Source organism: Nostoc sp., assembly GCF_036916975.1.
Lineage (GTDB): Bacteria > Cyanobacteriota > Cyanobacteriia > Cyanobacteriales > Nostocaceae > Nostoc.
In genome coordinates this window covers 1-16,319 of sequence record NZ_JBALFF010000004.1, presented here as the reverse complement: position 1 = coordinate 16,319, position 16,319 = coordinate 1, and the positions used below count along the sequence as shown (strand labels likewise).

12 protein-coding genes and 1 tRNA gene are annotated in these 16,319 nt (G+C 39.6%); 7 read left to right on the top strand and 6 right to left on the bottom strand.

The genetic code is table 11. The features are described 5' to 3' along the window. The first annotated feature begins 293 nt into the window (after nucleotides 1-293). Both V7K73_RS00530 and V7K73_RS00525 read left to right on the top strand, forming a co-directional pair. On the top strand, nucleotides 294-1,172 hold the full coding sequence (locus tag V7K73_RS00530) for an FHA domain-containing protein (RefSeq protein WP_334876145.1): 879 nt from the start codon (nucleotides 294-296) through the stop codon (nucleotides 1,170-1,172). Between the two features lie 176 nt (nucleotides 1,173-1,348). After that, complete coding sequence (locus V7K73_RS00525) at nucleotides 1,349-2,092, top strand: M50 family metallopeptidase (RefSeq protein WP_334876143.1); 744 nt, start codon at nucleotides 1,349-1,351, stop codon at nucleotides 2,090-2,092. 60 nt (nucleotides 2,093-2,152) lie between these two features. Here the strand turns inward: V7K73_RS00525 and V7K73_RS00520 are convergent, their stop codons facing one another. Both V7K73_RS00520 and V7K73_RS00515 read right to left on the bottom strand, forming a co-directional pair. Next, nucleotides 2,153-3,157 (bottom strand): 2-hydroxyacid dehydrogenase, encoded by a 1,005-nt coding sequence (locus tag V7K73_RS00520; RefSeq protein ID WP_334876141.1) that lies wholly within the window; start codon nucleotides 3,155-3,157, stop codon nucleotides 2,153-2,155. 70 nt (nucleotides 3,158-3,227) lie between these two features. Continuing rightward, complete coding sequence (locus V7K73_RS00515) at nucleotides 3,228-4,304, bottom strand: serine hydrolase (protein WP_334876139.1); 1,077 nt, start codon at nucleotides 4,302-4,304, stop codon at nucleotides 3,228-3,230. Nucleotides 4,305-5,059: 755 nt separating this feature from the next. Between V7K73_RS00515 and V7K73_RS00510 the strand changes: the two genes are divergently transcribed. Next, nucleotides 5,060-5,144, top strand: a tRNA-Ser gene (locus tag V7K73_RS00510). 38 nt (nucleotides 5,145-5,182) lie between these two features. Here the strand turns inward: V7K73_RS00510 and V7K73_RS00505 are convergent. The 3 genes from V7K73_RS00505 to V7K73_RS00495 form a co-directional block, all read right to left on the bottom strand. Beyond that, complete coding sequence (locus V7K73_RS00505; protein WP_334876137.1) at nucleotides 5,183-5,545, bottom strand: hypothetical protein; 363 nt, start codon at nucleotides 5,543-5,545, stop codon at nucleotides 5,183-5,185. Nucleotides 5,546-5,785: 240 nt separating this feature from the next. Then, nucleotides 5,786-6,730 carry a hypothetical protein gene (locus tag V7K73_RS00500; RefSeq protein ID WP_334876136.1) on the bottom strand — a complete coding sequence of 315 codons (945 nt, stop codon included), beginning with the start codon at nucleotides 6,728-6,730 and terminating at the stop codon, nucleotides 5,786-5,788. A 753-nt stretch (nucleotides 6,731-7,483) separates the two neighbouring features. After that, a complete protein-coding gene (locus V7K73_RS00495; RefSeq protein WP_334876134.1) occupies nucleotides 7,484-9,133 on the bottom strand; it encodes a serine/threonine protein kinase in 1,650 nt (549 codons plus the stop codon). Nucleotides 9,134-9,764: 631 nt separating this feature from the next. On the opposite strand from V7K73_RS00495, the gene V7K73_RS00490 reads away from it, so the two are divergent. Next, nucleotides 9,765-11,126: a lipid-A-disaccharide synthase-related protein gene (locus tag V7K73_RS00490; protein WP_334876132.1), complete on the top strand. Its 1,362-nt coding sequence runs from the start codon at nucleotides 9,765-9,767 to the stop codon at nucleotides 11,124-11,126. A 117-nt stretch (nucleotides 11,127-11,243) separates the two neighbouring features. Here the strand turns inward: V7K73_RS00490 and V7K73_RS00485 are convergent, their stop codons facing one another. After that, entirely contained in the window at nucleotides 11,244-11,969 is a 726-nt protein-coding gene (locus tag V7K73_RS00485; RefSeq protein WP_334876147.1) for a response regulator transcription factor, read from the bottom strand. 309 nt (nucleotides 11,970-12,278) lie between these two features. Between V7K73_RS00485 and V7K73_RS00480 the strand changes: the two genes are divergently transcribed. The 3 genes from V7K73_RS00480 (at nucleotide 12,279) to V7K73_RS00470 (ending at nucleotide 15,458) form a co-directional block, all read left to right on the top strand. Next, on the top strand, nucleotides 12,279-12,404 hold the full coding sequence (locus V7K73_RS00480) for a hypothetical protein (protein ID WP_334876130.1): 126 nt from the start codon (nucleotides 12,279-12,281) through the stop codon (nucleotides 12,402-12,404). A gap of 561 nt (nucleotides 12,405-12,965) precedes the next feature. Next, nucleotides 12,966-14,297: an ATP-binding response regulator gene (locus tag V7K73_RS00475; RefSeq protein WP_334876128.1), complete on the top strand. Its 1,332-nt coding sequence runs from the start codon at nucleotides 12,966-12,968 to the stop codon at nucleotides 14,295-14,297. A 36-nt stretch (nucleotides 14,298-14,333) separates the two neighbouring features. Beyond that, complete coding sequence (locus V7K73_RS00470; protein WP_334876126.1) at nucleotides 14,334-15,458, top strand: hybrid sensor histidine kinase/response regulator; 1,125 nt, start codon at nucleotides 14,334-14,336, stop codon at nucleotides 15,456-15,458. The last annotated feature ends 861 nt before the right edge of the window (nucleotides 15,459-16,319 follow it).

The following is a 16,319-nucleotide window of genomic DNA, read 5'->3' as shown; positions in this document are numbered from 1 at the left end:
GTTAGGAGTTAGGAGTTAGGAGTTAGGAGTTAGGAGTTAGGAGTTAGGAGTTAGGAGTTAGGAGTTAGGAGTTAGGAGTTAGGAGTTAGGAGTTTTTACTCTTCCCCTGCTTCCCCTGCTTCCCCTGCTCCCCCTGCTCCCCCTGCTCCCTCATCCCCCTCATCCTCCTCTCTTTCCCCTTGTCCAATTCAACGTTCCATCAGCAGTAATTGCTAGAATCTAAAGCTAGGGCCGCCCTCTGCTTGCCAGTCCTACCTGTATTTATGATGATCTTGAACAAAGGCTAAATATCGATGATCGTCTGCCCTAATTGCAATCATCCCAACCCTAACGGCGCTGTCCAGTGTGAAGCTTGCTATACACCGTTACCCGCAACTACTAACTGCCCCAGTTGTGGGGCAACTGTGCAGGCAGATGCTGCATTCTGCGGTCAGTGTGGCTATAACCTTCATTCCGCAGGAGTTCCACACGTTCATCCTCCGGCAGTTGTAACAGTTACTCCCGATGTTTCTGTGGAAGTTCCGCCGTTAGTTCCACCCGATCCCCTGTTAGAACTTTTACAACCAGATGCTTTGGGAATGGGCGAATCTACTAACTCTCATCCCCCCGTCTCATCTTTACCAGCCACAGAGGTGGCAGCACCCCCGGCCGCTCCGCCAGAGGTATCTGTGGCAGAAAGCAGCCCGCCAGAACCAGCGCCAGAGATCGCAGTTCAACCCGTCTTTGGACAAAGTATTCCTACTCCACCACCGTTGGAACCAGCGCCAGCCCCCCAAGCCGAACTACAAGAGCCACCAGCAGCACCAGCCCCAACTGCAACTGTTGCCAGAACACAATTGCAGCAGATTACAGGGCGGTTAATCCACGTTCAAAGCGATCGCTTAATTGAATTGCCGCAAAATCTCTCTGTGATTCATATCGGCAAGCCCAATGACCGGATTCCCCCAGATATAGATGTTTCAGGATTTCCCAATTCAGAAGTTGTCTCGCGGATTCATGCAGATATTCGCGTTGAGGGAGACGCTCACTATGTAGAAGATGTAGGAAGTTCCAACGGCACTTACATTAATAATTTGCCACTTTTACCAGGGAATCGTCATCGCTTGCGACCAGGCGATCGCATCAGCTTGGGTAAAGGAGACTTAATGACATTTCTCTTTCAACTTGCTTAACTGATTCTCGATCAAATTGTGACATCAGTCTTGCGAATTTTAGATTTTGAATTTTGGATTTTAGGTTGAAGAAATAATCTAAAATCTAAAATCTAAAATCCAAAATCGAATGCCCCACGAATTAATTGCGGGGATAATCTAAAATCTAAAATCTAAAATTTAAAATAAAGCAACCTATGAGGGAACCAAGTAAAAATTTTGAACCCTTGCTTACCAAAGAAGCCCCGCCAGTTGTTGAACGCATGGGGCTAACCTGGCTAATTGCAGCAGCGATCGCAACTGCTTTACTATGGCAACTACCAGGAGGGGATTATATCTTATACCCATTTACGATCCTGGCAACTTGGTTTCATGAAATGGGTCACGGCTTAATGGCACTCCTCTTAGGGGGACAGTTTCAGAAATTACAGATTTTTAGCAATGGTTCTGGTGTCGCAACTTATGGCATCCAGTCGTCATTGGGGCCAATTGCCCCGGCAATAGTCGCAGCCGCAGGCCCAATGGGGCCGCCTCTTGCCGGTGCAGGTTTGATTCTAGCTTCCCGTAGTTTTACAGCAGCAACCCTGTGTTTAAAAATATTAGGAAGTTTTTTGCTATTTTCCACATTAATTTGGGTACGTTCCTGGTTTGGATTGGTGGCAATTCCCTTGCTGGGTTTAATAATCTTGGGTATCGCCCTGAAATCACCTCGCTGGGCGCAGGGGTTTGTCATTCAATTTCTGGGTGTACAAGCTTGTGTGAGTACGTACCATCAACTTGATTATTTATTTAGTAGTTCTGCTGGTTACCTTGGAATCTCTGATACAGCGCAAATGCAGCGATATTTGCTTTTACCTTACTGGTTTTGGGGCGGGTTAATGGCGATCGCATCTCTGGTGATTTTAGTCCAAAGTCTCCGCGTTGCCTATCGTTCGGAGTAATGAGTAAAAAGCACCATCAAAAGGCAATTGAATCTTTAGCTTTGCGATCGCCAACATGACTTAAGCTGACACTTGAGCGCGAATTTCATTTGGACAAGAACGACCTTGTTCAACATCAGCAATATTAGCAAAAGTTGTTTCTGCAATATTGTGGAGAGCTTCTGCTGTAAAAAAGGCTTGATGTCCGGTAATGAGTACATTGGGGAACGTCGTCAGACGTTGGAAAATATCATCTTGAATAATTTCGCCAGACAAATCCTCAAAAAACAATTCCGATTCTTGTTCGTAGACATCCACACCTAGATAGCCAATCTTGCCAGACTTCAACCCCTCAATCACTGCTTGGGTATCAATCAGCGCTCCTCGGCTAGTATTAATTAGCATCACACCTGGCTTAATCTGTTCTATAGCCTCAGCGTTAATCAAGTGATGCGTTTCGGGAATCAGGGGGCAATGTAGAGAGATAATATCGGAGTTAGCAAATAGCTCAGGTAGCTCTACATACTTTCCACCTATCGCCTCTAATTCGGGATTACGATAAACGTCATAGGCGAGTATGTGACAGCCAAACCCCTTCATAATCTGTGCTAAAATCAGACCGATTTTGCCCGTGCCGACAATCCCGACTGTGCGCTCATGCAAATTAAATCCCAACAGTCCATCTAGAGAAAAATTGCCTTCTCGGACACGGTTATAAGCCCGATGAATTTTGCGATTCAAGCTTAAAATCAATCCCACAGCATGTTCTGCTACCCCATAGGGTGAATAGGCGGGAACCCGCACAACGGTAATTCCTAAGTCTGCTGCGGCTTGTAAGTCTACATTATTAAACCCTGCACAACGAAGGACAACCAGCCGAGTTCCGCGTGAGGCGAGAAGTTCTAAAGTTGGCGCGTCAACCTGATCATGCACAAATACGCAAACCGCCCCAAATCCGGCGGCGAGGATAGCTGTATCTCGATTTAAACGAGGTTCAAAAAACACTAACTCATGTTCGGTGGGAGAATTTGCAGCTGATAAAAATTTCCGATCGTAGACTTTTGTACTGAAGACTGCTACTTTCATGCAAAACCTCAAACTCTATGCTGCACAATGTTCGACTACATGATAACCTTGGCAGTTAGAGAAGCAATGTCTACAATGGGCTATTCGGCATCACAGCTTTGAACAAAAAGAATTCAGGATTGCTTGAAGGTAGATGACTGACTTTTGCCTGATCGAAGTAACCATACATCACCCGAGAAACTTGACGAATAAAATCCGTAGCTCTAATGTCATTATTCGGTCTTCGCACGAAAATTCCTGCTAAATAACGCTTACCCGATGGCGTTTCAATAATACCCGCATCGCCTAGTACAAACCGCAGAGTCCCTGTTTTATGAGCAATATTTGCACCATAACCTAAGCCAGATGGAAGCAAACTTTTATTGTGACAACGAATCATAATACCTAAAACTTGGGATTGACTTGTATCAGAAATTAACTGATTATTTGTAATCAAAGCTGACAGTCGTACCAAATCTTTTGCACTAGTTTTATTAGTTCCTTGAAAGTCTCCTAACATGTTGTGAATTACAGTACTTTGCAATCCCCATCTGCGAAACTTTTGATTTAATTTAGATGCACCACCTAACCGATCGATAATCATATTTGTAGCAGTGTTATCGCTAATAGTCATCATCTTGGTTGCAGTTTGCAACAGACTAAGCTTAGTTCCCACTCGTTGATACTGCATATCTCCAGAACCGCTAGCGACTTGTTTTTGCCGCATCACCAAAGTTTCATTTAGTTTGATTCTTCCTGCATCTACTTCTTGAAATAAAGCAATCAAAATCGGATACTTAATTGTGCTAGCAGCAGAAAAAGCTTTGTCACCATTAAAACTAAAATAATCTCCTGTTTCTAAATCCATAAAAAAGATTCCGGGAGTAAGGAATCTATAGCGAGCCATTAATGCTTTAATAGGAGTTTTTAGTTCTGATATCTCGCGTCCTAGAGGAACTATACCAGTAAATTTAGAAGTATTTATTGGGTTGACAGGATCGCTTAGAGGAACCGGAGGAATAAATTTAAGTTTTGGTAGTTGTAAATCAGATTGATTTGCACTCCAGTCATTTACATTGCCAACTTGATTCGTATTGGGATTCGCTTTTACAGGGGACGATAGTAAAAGAATACTTGTAAGGCTCAGTAAGAACCAGCGTAGTTTCATGCAGGGCTGTGAGGATAGTGTTGGATTTATTTACAGAGATTTTCCGAAGAAGTTAATCAAATCCGGATTGATTGACATAATAATCACTAAAATATCTCATGTCAAGAGATATTAATAAGAGATTTTTGGAAATATTTTAAAATAATAATTTTGAAAAAAATATAAGTAATAATATAAAAATATGTTTGTATTACATCAATTAATTATGTAATTATACAAATACTAAGAGATTATGATTGCAGTTTTAATTTTGCTAGCAAGGATTTATACATAGCAATCGACATAAAAAAAGCACCCGCAGTGGAACCAATTAAAAAGTGAAAATTGAACCCGACAAAACGACTAATAGCCATTAGTTATTGATTATTTTCTAACGGTTATAAAATTTCTATAAGAGACTTACCTGCATCAGGTTGGGTGTTTGTTTTAGGGGTCATCTTGGTTAACCTGATGAATAGATCGCGTCGCGGTAAATCGCTAAACAAATAGGACATATGGTCATTGACTTTTGACTTCCCCGAACGCGAATTGATGTTGAACGAAGTCGAAACACAGCATCTTTAAGAGTTGGGGCTAACTCGCCGGGTAATTGGGGCAAGCGCGATCGCGGTAAATGTCTTGGGCTTGGGGGGTGGCGTTCCCGAAGCATCCAGTTACGCAGATAAAGCGATAATGTTATAATAGTATAGGGAATATGGTAAGACTTCCCTTACTTAACGGCATTTGAATACTCAAATGCGTAGAATGATATAGCTGGAGAGGTGTCCGAGTGGTTCATGGTGACGCACTCGAAATGCGTTTTGGGGCAACCCAACGGGGGTTCGAATCCCCCCCTCTCCGTTTTTCCTTATTCCTTCAATAGAAGTACAATATTATGCTTATGCTTCCTTAGTCTTTTGCCAATCTCCTAACGCAGCAATTACAAAGCTCGCTGCTGGATGGTTAAGGAATTGCTCGAAAGCAGAAATACTACCTTCTGTTAATGCACTAAATATCCGTGCGGCTAAGGTAGGGTTACTGTCGATTTGTCTGATAGTTTCTATAGCAATCGCCTCCTTGCCTTGTTTCGTTTCAGTAGGGTATGACTTTTCTAGCTGTTCAAGGATTTTTTGAACCTCAGCAACAGCCTCAACGAGGCTTTGTGGTTGTCCTCCGGTGTAGTAATTACCTTGGATAAAATCACGCCCAATATTTTGATTAAATTTACCACCGCTAGTATTGATGATGAAATCGCCTGCCATCGTCTTATCTCCTGATAATTAAGACTATGTTCTACATTGTAATTACTGGGATGTAAGTTTTTTTATTGCAAATATAAAATTTGAACATAAATACTAAAAAGCAGGTATTAAAGCTTGTAACATATCCCTAAAAGCGAGATTAAAATATTTTTCATAAAATATCGTTTTAGACATAAACAAGCTAATGAACAACTGGTAGTATATGTTAATTAGTAATTAATCAAATTACTTCAATTAACATTACTTTTCAGCCCAATTTTTTGTAATTTCTCTCTCTATTTCAATAATAGCTTTTCCAATTGCAAGGTATATATTACGCGTTCTTGTTCTATTTGTTTTTTCTATAAAAGATGAATCACTTCTTTTAATTTTATAGCGCCACCATTTCAATTCATCTTGAAATAAATGAATAGTATAACTTTGATAAATAACATCATATTCATTATTGCCACAATCTCTAAAATATTCTATAAATTGTGAAGTATTAGAAATATTTATTGGTTCGATAGTGTCAGGTTTAACAATCAAATTGCTAGAATATTCTTTTCCAATTTGGTTATAACTTTTAGTTAATAAATCTATAAAAATTTCTTTTATTAATTCTTGTAGACTGATATTTTCATCTACACCAAAACATGATTTTACTTCTGGTTGATTGCGTAATTGATCAGTTAATTCTTTTGCAAACTCAGATATTGCTACTGAGGCATCAGAGCTTTGATTTATGCTTTGCACTAAAATATCCCTAAATTCATCAAAGGTATTAATAATATTGTTAGGGTTAACTTCTACTTTTCTATCTCTAATAGTGATATTTTTAGTATTATTTATAGCATCTCTTCCAATGAAGTTCCCTCGGATATTTTGCTCTAAATCACCCCCTTTTGTATCAAATACTATTTGATGTTTTGATGCTGGTATTGTTTGCCTTAATGGTACTAATTTCACTTGGCGTTTAAGTTTCTTTTGATTATTCAAATATGAAAATATATCTAATAAAAATCCTGATAAAAACAAGGTTAATCCTACTATTGTTTTAACAATATTTATATTAAATCTACTGTGAATTAATGCCAGCAGTAATGATATACAACAAGAAAATAATATTATAAACAATAAGGAATATTTGGATTTTCTCGTTAAGCCGATTATGTAACGAGTAATAACTATTGTTTTGCTATACATTTTATTTAGTATTTCTACTTAAAAAAGTATCATATTGTTACAATAGGAGGCATAACATAAATCACTGCTTATGTGTGATTTTAATCAATATAACTACTACATATTCATGTTATTTCGTCATTTTATAGTTTTAGTATTTGCTGTATCTGCTGATAACCATCAACTTCCATAATGATTGTCTTACCAAAAATAGTTATTTATTTTGTGTGCAAAAAATATCCGAACGGTTTACCCATTCCGGTGAATAAAAACACGATTATCATCGTCTAACGGATGATAATAAAAACCTTAAGGTTTTCGTAACAAAAAAACAGACTATTAAGCGAAATTCAATTCTCATGGAGATAGTGGTAAACTCTATGGGTTTGTAGAAGAAGACAACTAAATTTTCTACAGCCATCATACAGAATAATAAAGGATTAACTGTATTAAGTGAATGTAATACAATACAGTACAGTTAAATTGAAGTAGATAAATTAACGATAAATATTAATAACATATAAGTGAGGTTTTCCAAATAACGTGAAAAGTCAAAATAAATAATACCAATTTAAAAATTTATTGCGACAGATGCACAAAGAAAACTCATATCCACTAAGCATTTCCAATCCAAAATCTAAAATCCAAAATGGTATAATAAATTTAGCGAATCATGAAACAAGAAAGAAAAAGATGCTTTTGTATTGGCAAAAGGCGTTCAATTATTAGATTGTGAATTTTGGATTTTAGATTGAAGAAAAAATTTCAAATTGACTAATTATTGTCATCTTGTAGCTTTTCCTGAGATTTCTGATCGTTTTGGGGTTGACTATCAATCGGTAAATTTTGCTTGTCCAGTGTTGGTACTACTACAGCAGAAGGATGTGAATGTTTGGATTCTGGCTGTTTGGATTCTGGCTGTTTGGATTCTGGCTGTTTGGATTCTGTCGGTGGCGCTGTTGGTATAACCACAGGATTTGATGGAATTATCGGTTGAGGAGAAGACGAATTCTGATTAGAAGCGGGTGAGTTATTTTTTGGTAGTGGTGTGGGGGAAGCACTACGAGATGAACGAATCGCCCGTAGTTTTTCGACTAACGAGGGTGTGGGAGAAACGCTAGGGGAAGGTGCGGATTGCTCAAAACGGCGGCGTTGTGATTCTTGTGTAGGGCTGCTGGGTATTTCTTCTGGGGAAGAACGACGATTACGCCGACGCTGCTTGGAATTATAAACAGGTGCTGATTCGGTTCTTGAGGTGGTGTTAGTCTCTTCACCCCTCTCTAAATTAGGAACTTTCGCAGGTGGTTCTTGAGTTGGCTGTTCAAAAATGGGTTTTGGAGTTGGCTGCGGCTGAGGTTTGGGTAAGATGCTGGTGATGCCAAAACCTGCTGTAGCAGCAACCAGGGCTACACTTATACCTATGAATATTTGAGATGACCCCAGTTTTTTTGTCAGTACATTTTCTTTGGCAATGCTTGGGTTGGGCTGCGCCAATGCAGATGGTTTATGAATGCGATTCTGGGCAGTTTTTCCAAGTAAAGTTACTGCCTGTTGAGCAGATAAATTGACAGTTGGCACTGCATAAGTGGATAAGCCTTGCGATGTCATATTCACCCCATTTCCAGGTAGCAGTTGTAACCACTCAGCAACTGTCGCTGGCCGAAAACGAGACTCCACCGCCATACCGCGCATTACGGCCTGGTTGACAGCAGCACTCAAATGTGGTTGGAGTTCGCGGGGGGAAGGCATTTGTTCGCGATCGCGCAATAATGCGGGCATAGGAACCTGGGCTGTCAACAGTGCATACAAGGTTGCTGCTAAACCATAAACATCGGTGGCGGGTGTGCGTGGCGCTTGCGTCAAATACTGCTCAATTGGAGAATAACCCTCAGAAACCAGACCCGTATGAGTCTGTCTGACACTGCCATTAAATTCTCTAGCAATGCCAAAATCAATCAGTACTACTTCCTGGGTTCCTTCACGAAGGATAATATTATCTGGTTTGACATCTCGATGTAACAAACCGTTGTTATGCACTACCTGCAAGGCTGCCCCAATTTGCCGGATGTAATGAATTGCTCTAGCTTCAGGTAACGTTATCCCTGGTAATACAAATGCGTCTCCCAAGGTTTGGCCACGTATGTATTCCATCACCATGTAAGGCAGTCGAGCTTCGACAAAAAAATCACTAACTCGGACTATATTTGGATGAATACACGTAGCTAATCGTCTGGCTTCATCTTGGAATTGGCGCTCAAATTTTGCAAAATCAGGATGTTGTTGCAGTCGTTCATTGATGGTTTTCATCACCACCTCTTGACCCAAGTAGTGATGCGTAGCTTTAAAGGTAATGCCAAAGCCACCCCGCCCTATTTCTTGAATTAGGGTATATTTTCCATCCTGCAAAATTGTGCCTGCTAACATAAATCCTGAGTCCTGAGTGAGCAGATAACTAGCGAGTTTTGAGTCTTGAGGGATTCCTAAAAAATTTTCCCATATTATATATAAGACAGGGTTTTTGCCTGTCTATTTTACGGAATGATTTAGTTGTTGGAACTCTCCAAGCAAGAAAGACCTCCCCATAAGCACAACAGTTTTATCTTTATAGGATAACGCGAGAGTCAAGAAATCCTGAAGTAAGCCACATCTATCTTGAAACCTATAGTTCTTCCTTGATGAAAAGGATTTGCCCTCATCCCCCAACCCCAAATACCAAATCTGGGATTCGGGGAGCCAGAATTTCAAACTCCCTCTCCCAAATTTGGGAGAGGGATTTAGGGAGAGGGAGAAAACTGCGGTTCTCAACTTAGATAAGGTTTAAGAAACAGGCTCAATTTATCTTCCACGCCTGTTATCTGATAACTAATACCATTTCTTTGTGAGGCTGCGCCAAACCCTCTTAACTTCTTCTTTCTTTCTTTCTTTCTTTCTTTGTGTTCTTTGCGACGGCACCCGGGGAACCCCCGCAACGCCCCGCTATCCCTAAGGGAACTCGGCACTGTTCATGGGATGATATCAGCATCATTGATACTCACAATACTTACTGCGAGGTTCTATGAGTAATGTATCCCGATTATCCCTAACCTCTAACTCTCAAGGTGCAACTTCTCCTTTACGCTTACTTGTATTAAGTAATGGTCATGGGGAAGATATGATTGCGGTTCGGATTTTACAAGAACTCCAACGACAATCAAATCCACCAGAAATCTTTGCTTTACCTCTGGTGGGTGAAGGGCGTGCTTACCAACAGTTAGATATTCCCCTCATCGGTTCAGTCCGCACTATGCCTTCTGGCGGCTTTATTTATATGGATGGCCGCCAATTAGCGCGGGATGTCCGCGGTGGTTTATTACAACTTACCCTCACCCAGATAAAAGCTGTCCGCCGTTGGGTGAGTTCTCAAAAAAAATTAGGTAATAAAAGAGCGATTTTAGCTGTAGGAGATATTGTCCCGTTGTTGTTTGCAACTTTCAGTGGTGCTAATTATGCTTTTGTAGGTACAGCGAAATCTGAATATTATGTGCGCGATGAAGCTGGATTATTACCACGGAAATCTAAAGATGCGCGTTGGGAAAACTTTTCCGGTTCAGTTTACCATCCGTGGGAACGCTGGTTAATGAGTCGTCGCCGTTGTAAGGCGGTGTTTCCTAGAGATGCACTGACGACGGAAACATTAAAACAATGGCCAATTCCAGCTTTAAGTTTGGGTAATCCCATGATGGATGGTCTGCAACCAACTTTTTCACGCCAACAATTTTATAGTCAGGATAGCCAACAACAAGAGATAGTTCGACCTTTTGTAGTGACTCTTCTTCCTGGTTCCCGGCCGCCAGAAGCATACGCCAACTGGGAAATAATTATGATTGCTGTATCTGCGTTGATGGCAAGTTTCCAGGAGCGAAATTCGATTTTCTATACTTCTAACAGAGTGATGTTTTTAGGTGCGATCGCTCCGGGTTTAGACTCTCATATTTTATCCCAAAGTGTGCAATCTCAAGGCTGGCGCATTGAATCAGCATGTCCTATCCAAATCGCTGATGCAAATGTCTTGACATTTAAACAAAAAAATGCGTATTTATTGCTGACACAAAAAGCTTATAATGATTGCTTATATTTGGGAGATATAGCGATCGCTATGGCAGGTACAGCCACAGAACAGTTTATCGGTTTAGGAAAACCTGCGATCGCTATTCCCGGTAATGGACCTCAATATAACCCTGCCTTTGCTGAAGCTCAAAGTCGTCTTCTAGGCTCATCTTTGATTTTAGTCGAGCAGCCAGCACAAGTACCGAAGGTTATACAGTCTCTATTCAAAGATCCTGATATTTTGCAAATTATTGCCGAAAATGGTCTACGACGCATGGGTAAACCCGGAGCAGCGCTACGCATTGCGGAATGTTTACAAGAACTATTTTGATTGGGCATTCAGCATTGGACATTCGACAGAGGCGAAAAACTTACTTCCTCATCTCCCTCATCTCCCTCATCTCCCTCATCCTCCCCTGCTCCCTCACTCCTTCACTCCCTCACTCCCTCATGCCACTAACCCAGAACGTAAAGCCCTTACAGCCGCTTGGGTACGGTCATCCGCACACAGTTTATTTAGAATATTACGAACATGGGTCTTCACAGTACCAACTGTAATGTATAGTTTCTCGGCAATTTGCCCATTGCTACACCCAGCTACAATCAATTCTAAAATTTCCAATTCCCGTTGAGTCAGGGGGTATGTTTCCAAAACTTGCTCGTATTCTGATGCCAATGCCTCAATTTTTACAGTCTTCGGCGTTTTCTCAGAACTTTGGCTCTCTCCAGGAATACCTTGTCGCATCTTCCGCAATACCACGTTGGCAATTGCTGGATCAATCCAAGAGTTACCGCCGTGAGTCGCTTGGATTGCCTCAGTTAATTTACTGATGCTTGTTTCTTTCATGTAATAAGAATCAGCACCCGCCGCAAAGGCTGCAAGTACAGCATCCTCTGTGTGATCCATTGTCAGAATGAGAATCTTCGTTGTCGTTTGCCCAGTTTCAGCTTGGTGGCGTTTAAATTTACGCGTGAGTTCAATGCCATCCATGTCAGGCAAACCGATATCTACAACCGCTACATCTGGCTTTGCCGTTTCCAAAAGTTTTAGTCCTTGGGTAGCATTTGCTGCTTCACCAATTACTTTCAATGCGCTGTGAGACTGTAATGCTGCTCTTAGTCCCATTCGCGTTAAGTCATGATCTTCAATTAAAATAATGCTAATTTCATTCATCGCTACACTCGCTCTTACGCTGTTTGCATCTTTCAAAGTATTACTTTCTGTAAGCGCTATCTTTTTATTTTCCCATACCAAAGATAGATGATATTTCAAACACTCTGCATCCACCGATAGAAATAATAAACCTCCCATTTTTTAGCATTTAGATAGAAAATAAATCTAGCTAGAGATATATAGATACTTGCACCATAAGGATGAAAGATTGAGGCTAATGCCAAATTGCTCCTGCTGTGCTAAAAATTTAGCTTTTATTTACCATGTTCCATTACTTAATTACTATTATCTTGGAAAAAGCTAACAAAAATGGACAAATTACAAAAGGTAAAAATTACCTTACCAGAAAGTGAACGATGGTTTCAAGCGATTTTTAACCAAACCTTTGGATTTATCACATTGATGAGTACAACTACTCAAGCTTATGGTACATAATTAATGGTATGCAACTCTCACCAATGGCTGACGACAGCCGCTTGCTGACTCAATTACAATTGTTTTAAGCTTAGTAAAGTATTTTATTTTACTTTATATCAAGCTATGTTTGCTGTCTTCAGGCCAATAATTTTCGGTTTGTTAATTACTAATTATTTTAGAATCATTGGTCATTTGCTAGTAATTTAATTTCAATAGTCTAGTAAATTAACCAAATTGAGGATGAAATAGGCTGATTTTAACCCAATTAAACGCCCAAAACAGTTATTGACAGACTATTAGTGGAGGACAAGGAAGTTGATGTGATGAATGTCAAATAGGCATTGAATAAAGTTAATATTATTAATCGGATTTACTTCGCAAAAAATGAGTTAAAAGCACTAATGTTTGCCTAACTTTATAAAGATGATGGCAACGCTTAACATTGGATATTGTGCCAAATGCCTTAGTCAAGAAAGTTACAGATTTTAGATGTTTGAAACTCTTATATTTTTTAGTTAGATAATCTCAAAAGAGGAATGCTAGACATCAAGCTATGTTTAGCAGCAAAAATAAAAACCGATGGAAGATACGCTGAAAATTTTGGTTGTAGATGATGATAAAGTAGACCGGATGGCAGTCCGTTGTGCTCTGGCTAAAGCAGATATTCAAATGGAACTATCTGAAGTAGCCGATGGCAATGATGCGTTTTCTATTTTAAGCACTACTGTCTATGATTGTGTTTTCTTCGGCTATCGCTTACTAGATCGGGATGGACTAACTTTAATTCAACAGCTACGTTCTTCAGAAATTAAAGTTCCTTTAGTAGTCCTAACTGGTCAAGAAGATGAACAAACTGCTGTAAAATTATTGAAAGCTGGTGCTACAGACTATCTCTCTAAGTCTAGGATATCTCCAGAAAATTTGGCACAAGTTTTGCGGAGTGCGATTCGGGTTTATCGGGCTGAAATGCAAGTAGCTTTGGCAAAAGATCAGCTTAGAGAAAGTCATGAACAACTGATTCGTAAGAACCAAGAATTGGAGAGACAACAGCAACAGCTTCAAATGCAAAACTTGAAGCTATCGGAGGCATCAGTGCTAAAATCAGATTTTTTGGCAACTATGTCTCACGAACTTAGAACACCGATGAATGCGATTATTGGTTTTTCACAAATACTGCTGCGTCCGAAGCTCAGTCAACTAACGCACCAGCAAGCAGATATGATTGAGCGCATCTTGAATAATGGTAAGCATTTACTGATGTTAGTCAATGAAGTTCTCGACTTTTCCAAGCTGGAAGTAGGACGATTAGACTTAAAAGCAGAAAGATTTGATGTCTCAAAAGTAATAAATCTCGCTGTAAGTGAAATGCGTTCTCTAGCTGACGCCAAAAATTTATCATTATTAGTGCAAATCGATTTGCAAAATTCTTTAATATATAATGATCCAGTTCGGATCAAACAGATTTTAATTAACCTGCTCTCCAACGCCATTAAGTTCACAGAATCTGGTAATATTTGGGTTGAAGTTAAAGAATTACCTGCAAATCGAGTGGCAATTATTGTTCGGGATACAGGTATTGGCATAGCACCCAGAGATTTTAAACACATTTTTGAAGCATTTCGACAAGTCGATCAAACTCTGACTCGGAAATATCCAGGTACAGGTTTGGGTTTGGCAATTATAGATTCACTGGTGCGAATGATGGGCGGCAAAATTTTTCTTGAGAGCAAATTAGGGGTCGGTTCAATGTTTAAAATTGAATTGCCGCGCCAAATCACATTATCGTCTGTAGGAGCCGATGTATCTCTACAAGTAGATGACGAAAGGGTTTTTAGCTCTACTAAAAATTCACATCATTCATCTTGTCAAGCTAGGCAAGCATCAATAAGATATCCTAAATTTAAACTATAAATTACTTTCAAAAAAACTGGTAAAAGTTGAGAAATTATGTCTGTAGTTGAAAATAATAATAGAATTTATCGCATCCTCGCAGTTGACGATACTCCAGATAATCTTATTTTGGTTCAAGCAATTTTAGAAAGTGAGGGGTATGAAATTGATTTGGTTTCAGATGGAATAAAGGCTTTGCGAGAAGTTGAAAAATCTCCACCCGATCTGATTTTGTTAGATGTGATGATGCCGGGGATAGATGGTTATGAAGTGACACGTCGGATTCGGAATAACCCAGCAATTAGTTATATTCCAATTCTGCTGATTACAGCCTTTCACGAATCTAGTGTTGTCGAAGGTTTGGATGCTGGGGCTGACGATTTTATTCGGAAACCATTTGATACTGATGAACTATTGGCAAGGGTGCGATCGCTCTTACGTCTCAAGCACAGTTTGGACGAACAACAAAAAATGGCCCGCCAACGGGAAGACTTTGTTTCCCGTCTGACTCATGATTTGCGGACTCCTTTAGTAGCCTCTGATCGCATGTTGAGTTTGTTTGAAATGGAAACATTCTGCAAAATTTCGCCGGAAATGAAACAGGCGATCGCAGTTATGATTCGCAGTAACCAAAATTTGATGGACATGGTAAATACCCTCCTAGAAGTCTATCGCTTCGAGGCAGGTAAAAAAACGTTAAATTGGGAAGAATGCGATTTACGTGAGATATCTCAAGAAGTAGTGAGCGAACTAAGTCCTCTAACTAGTGAAAAAGGGTTGACTCTGAAAATAGATACCCGTGAATTAGATCCACTGGGTAAAAACGCAGCTATTATTATGGGCGATCGCTTAGAACTACGGCGAGTGATAAACAACCTGATTGCAAATGCCATCAAATTTACAGATACAGGAGGCATCACAATCCGCATTTTTGAATCACCTAATTCCGAAAATTCCGATTCGGTAACAATCGAGATCCAAGATACAGGATATGGGATTGCGCCCGAAGATCAGGCAACAATTTTCGAGCGATTTCGCCAAGGCAAAAATAAACGCTCAGGTAGTGGTTTAGGGCTACATCTATCCCACCGGATTATAGAAGCGCACGCAGGAACTATCAAGGTCACCTCTGAACTAGGTAAAGGTAGTTTGTTCACTGTGCAACTACCTAAAAACATTTAACTCTTTTACCAGATTTTAGATTTTAAATTTTGGATTAAATAATGAAAAGGATTAAACCTTATAGGGCAGGGCTATTTCATTCTAAAATGTGACGTTTTCAAAGTCCCTCTCAAAGATGTGGGAGAGGGATTTAGGGTGAGGGCAAAAACTACGGTTCTCAACTTAAATCGCGTTTAAATTCTTATTTTTCTGAAAAAGATTCCTAAAAACTGCCGTAAAAATAGAATGAAATAGCCCTGCCTTATAGGGGCGTTGGTTTGTGTTGGTTATCACAATCCTTCTTTAAAGAAGATTCAAACTTTTGAAGGGTTTTTGCAAGCGAGGCAAACACTACCATAGCAACTAAACCAATTTAATATTATTTTCTAACTTTTAGCCCTCGACCTATCAGGGAATTTATGTTATTAAGTAGTGAAGTGCGTAACTATTTTTTAAACATACTACAGATAGATGAATTGAAATCAAAGTAATACTAAATTAATTATAGAAAACACTGGTATATATTGGGTGTGGCTTTTAGCCATGCCTTTTTTATGAGTAAGACCAAGCAAGTAAAATTTATAATAAATTAGTATAATAGTTAGTCTGCAATCTCTGAATCTCACTTTATATTAATATCAGATCATAGAATATTTGGTCTAATGCTATATAAATAGGAAATATCATCAAACCTACCAGGTTAGTTTTATAAAATACCATATATGGATCAATATTCGGATCATTCTATGGATAGTAGAAATAACTATTTTACCGAAAATTTGGGTCTAAAGCCCCGTCCTTCCAGGACGGCTGTGCGATTTGTTCACTCGAAATGAATAGAAATATTCAGGGATGAGTGACATTTGAGAGATAACCCATTGG

Bases quoted from the DNA above. Each gene is read 5' to 3' on its own strand.
- V7K73_RS00495 (WP_334876134.1), bottom strand. From the start codon at position 9,133: ATGTTAGCAGGCACAATTTTGCAGGATGGAAAATATACCCTAATTCAA.
- V7K73_RS00520 (WP_334876141.1), bottom strand. From the start codon at position 3,157: ATGAAAGTAGCAGTCTTCAGTACAAAAGTCTACGATCGGAAATTTTTA.
- V7K73_RS00525 (WP_334876143.1), top strand. From the start codon at position 1,349: ATGAGGGAACCAAGTAAAAATTTTGAACCCTTGCTTACCAAAGAAGCC.
- V7K73_RS00500 (WP_334876136.1), bottom strand. From the start codon at position 6,730: ATGTATAGCAAAACAATAGTTATTACTCGTTACATAATCGGCTTAACG.
- V7K73_RS00530 (WP_334876145.1), top strand. From the start codon at position 294: ATGATCGTCTGCCCTAATTGCAATCATCCCAACCCTAACGGCGCTGTC.
- V7K73_RS00475 (WP_334876128.1), top strand. From the start codon at position 12,966: ATGGAAGATACGCTGAAAATTTTGGTTGTAGATGATGATAAAGTAGAC.
- V7K73_RS00505 (WP_334876137.1), bottom strand. From the start codon at position 5,545: ATGGCAGGCGATTTCATCATCAATACTAGCGGTGGTAAATTTAATCAA.
- V7K73_RS00480 (WP_334876130.1), top strand. From the start codon at position 12,279: ATGGACAAATTACAAAAGGTAAAAATTACCTTACCAGAAAGTGAACGA.
- V7K73_RS00470 (WP_334876126.1), top strand. From the start codon at position 14,334: ATGTCTGTAGTTGAAAATAATAATAGAATTTATCGCATCCTCGCAGTT.
- V7K73_RS00515 (WP_334876139.1), bottom strand. From the start codon at position 4,304: ATGAAACTACGCTGGTTCTTACTGAGCCTTACAAGTATTCTTTTACTA.
- V7K73_RS00485 (WP_334876147.1), bottom strand. From the start codon at position 11,969: ATGAATGAAATTAGCATTATTTTAATTGAAGATCATGACTTAACGCGA.
- V7K73_RS00490 (WP_334876132.1), top strand. From the start codon at position 9,765: ATGAGTAATGTATCCCGATTATCCCTAACCTCTAACTCTCAAGGTGCA.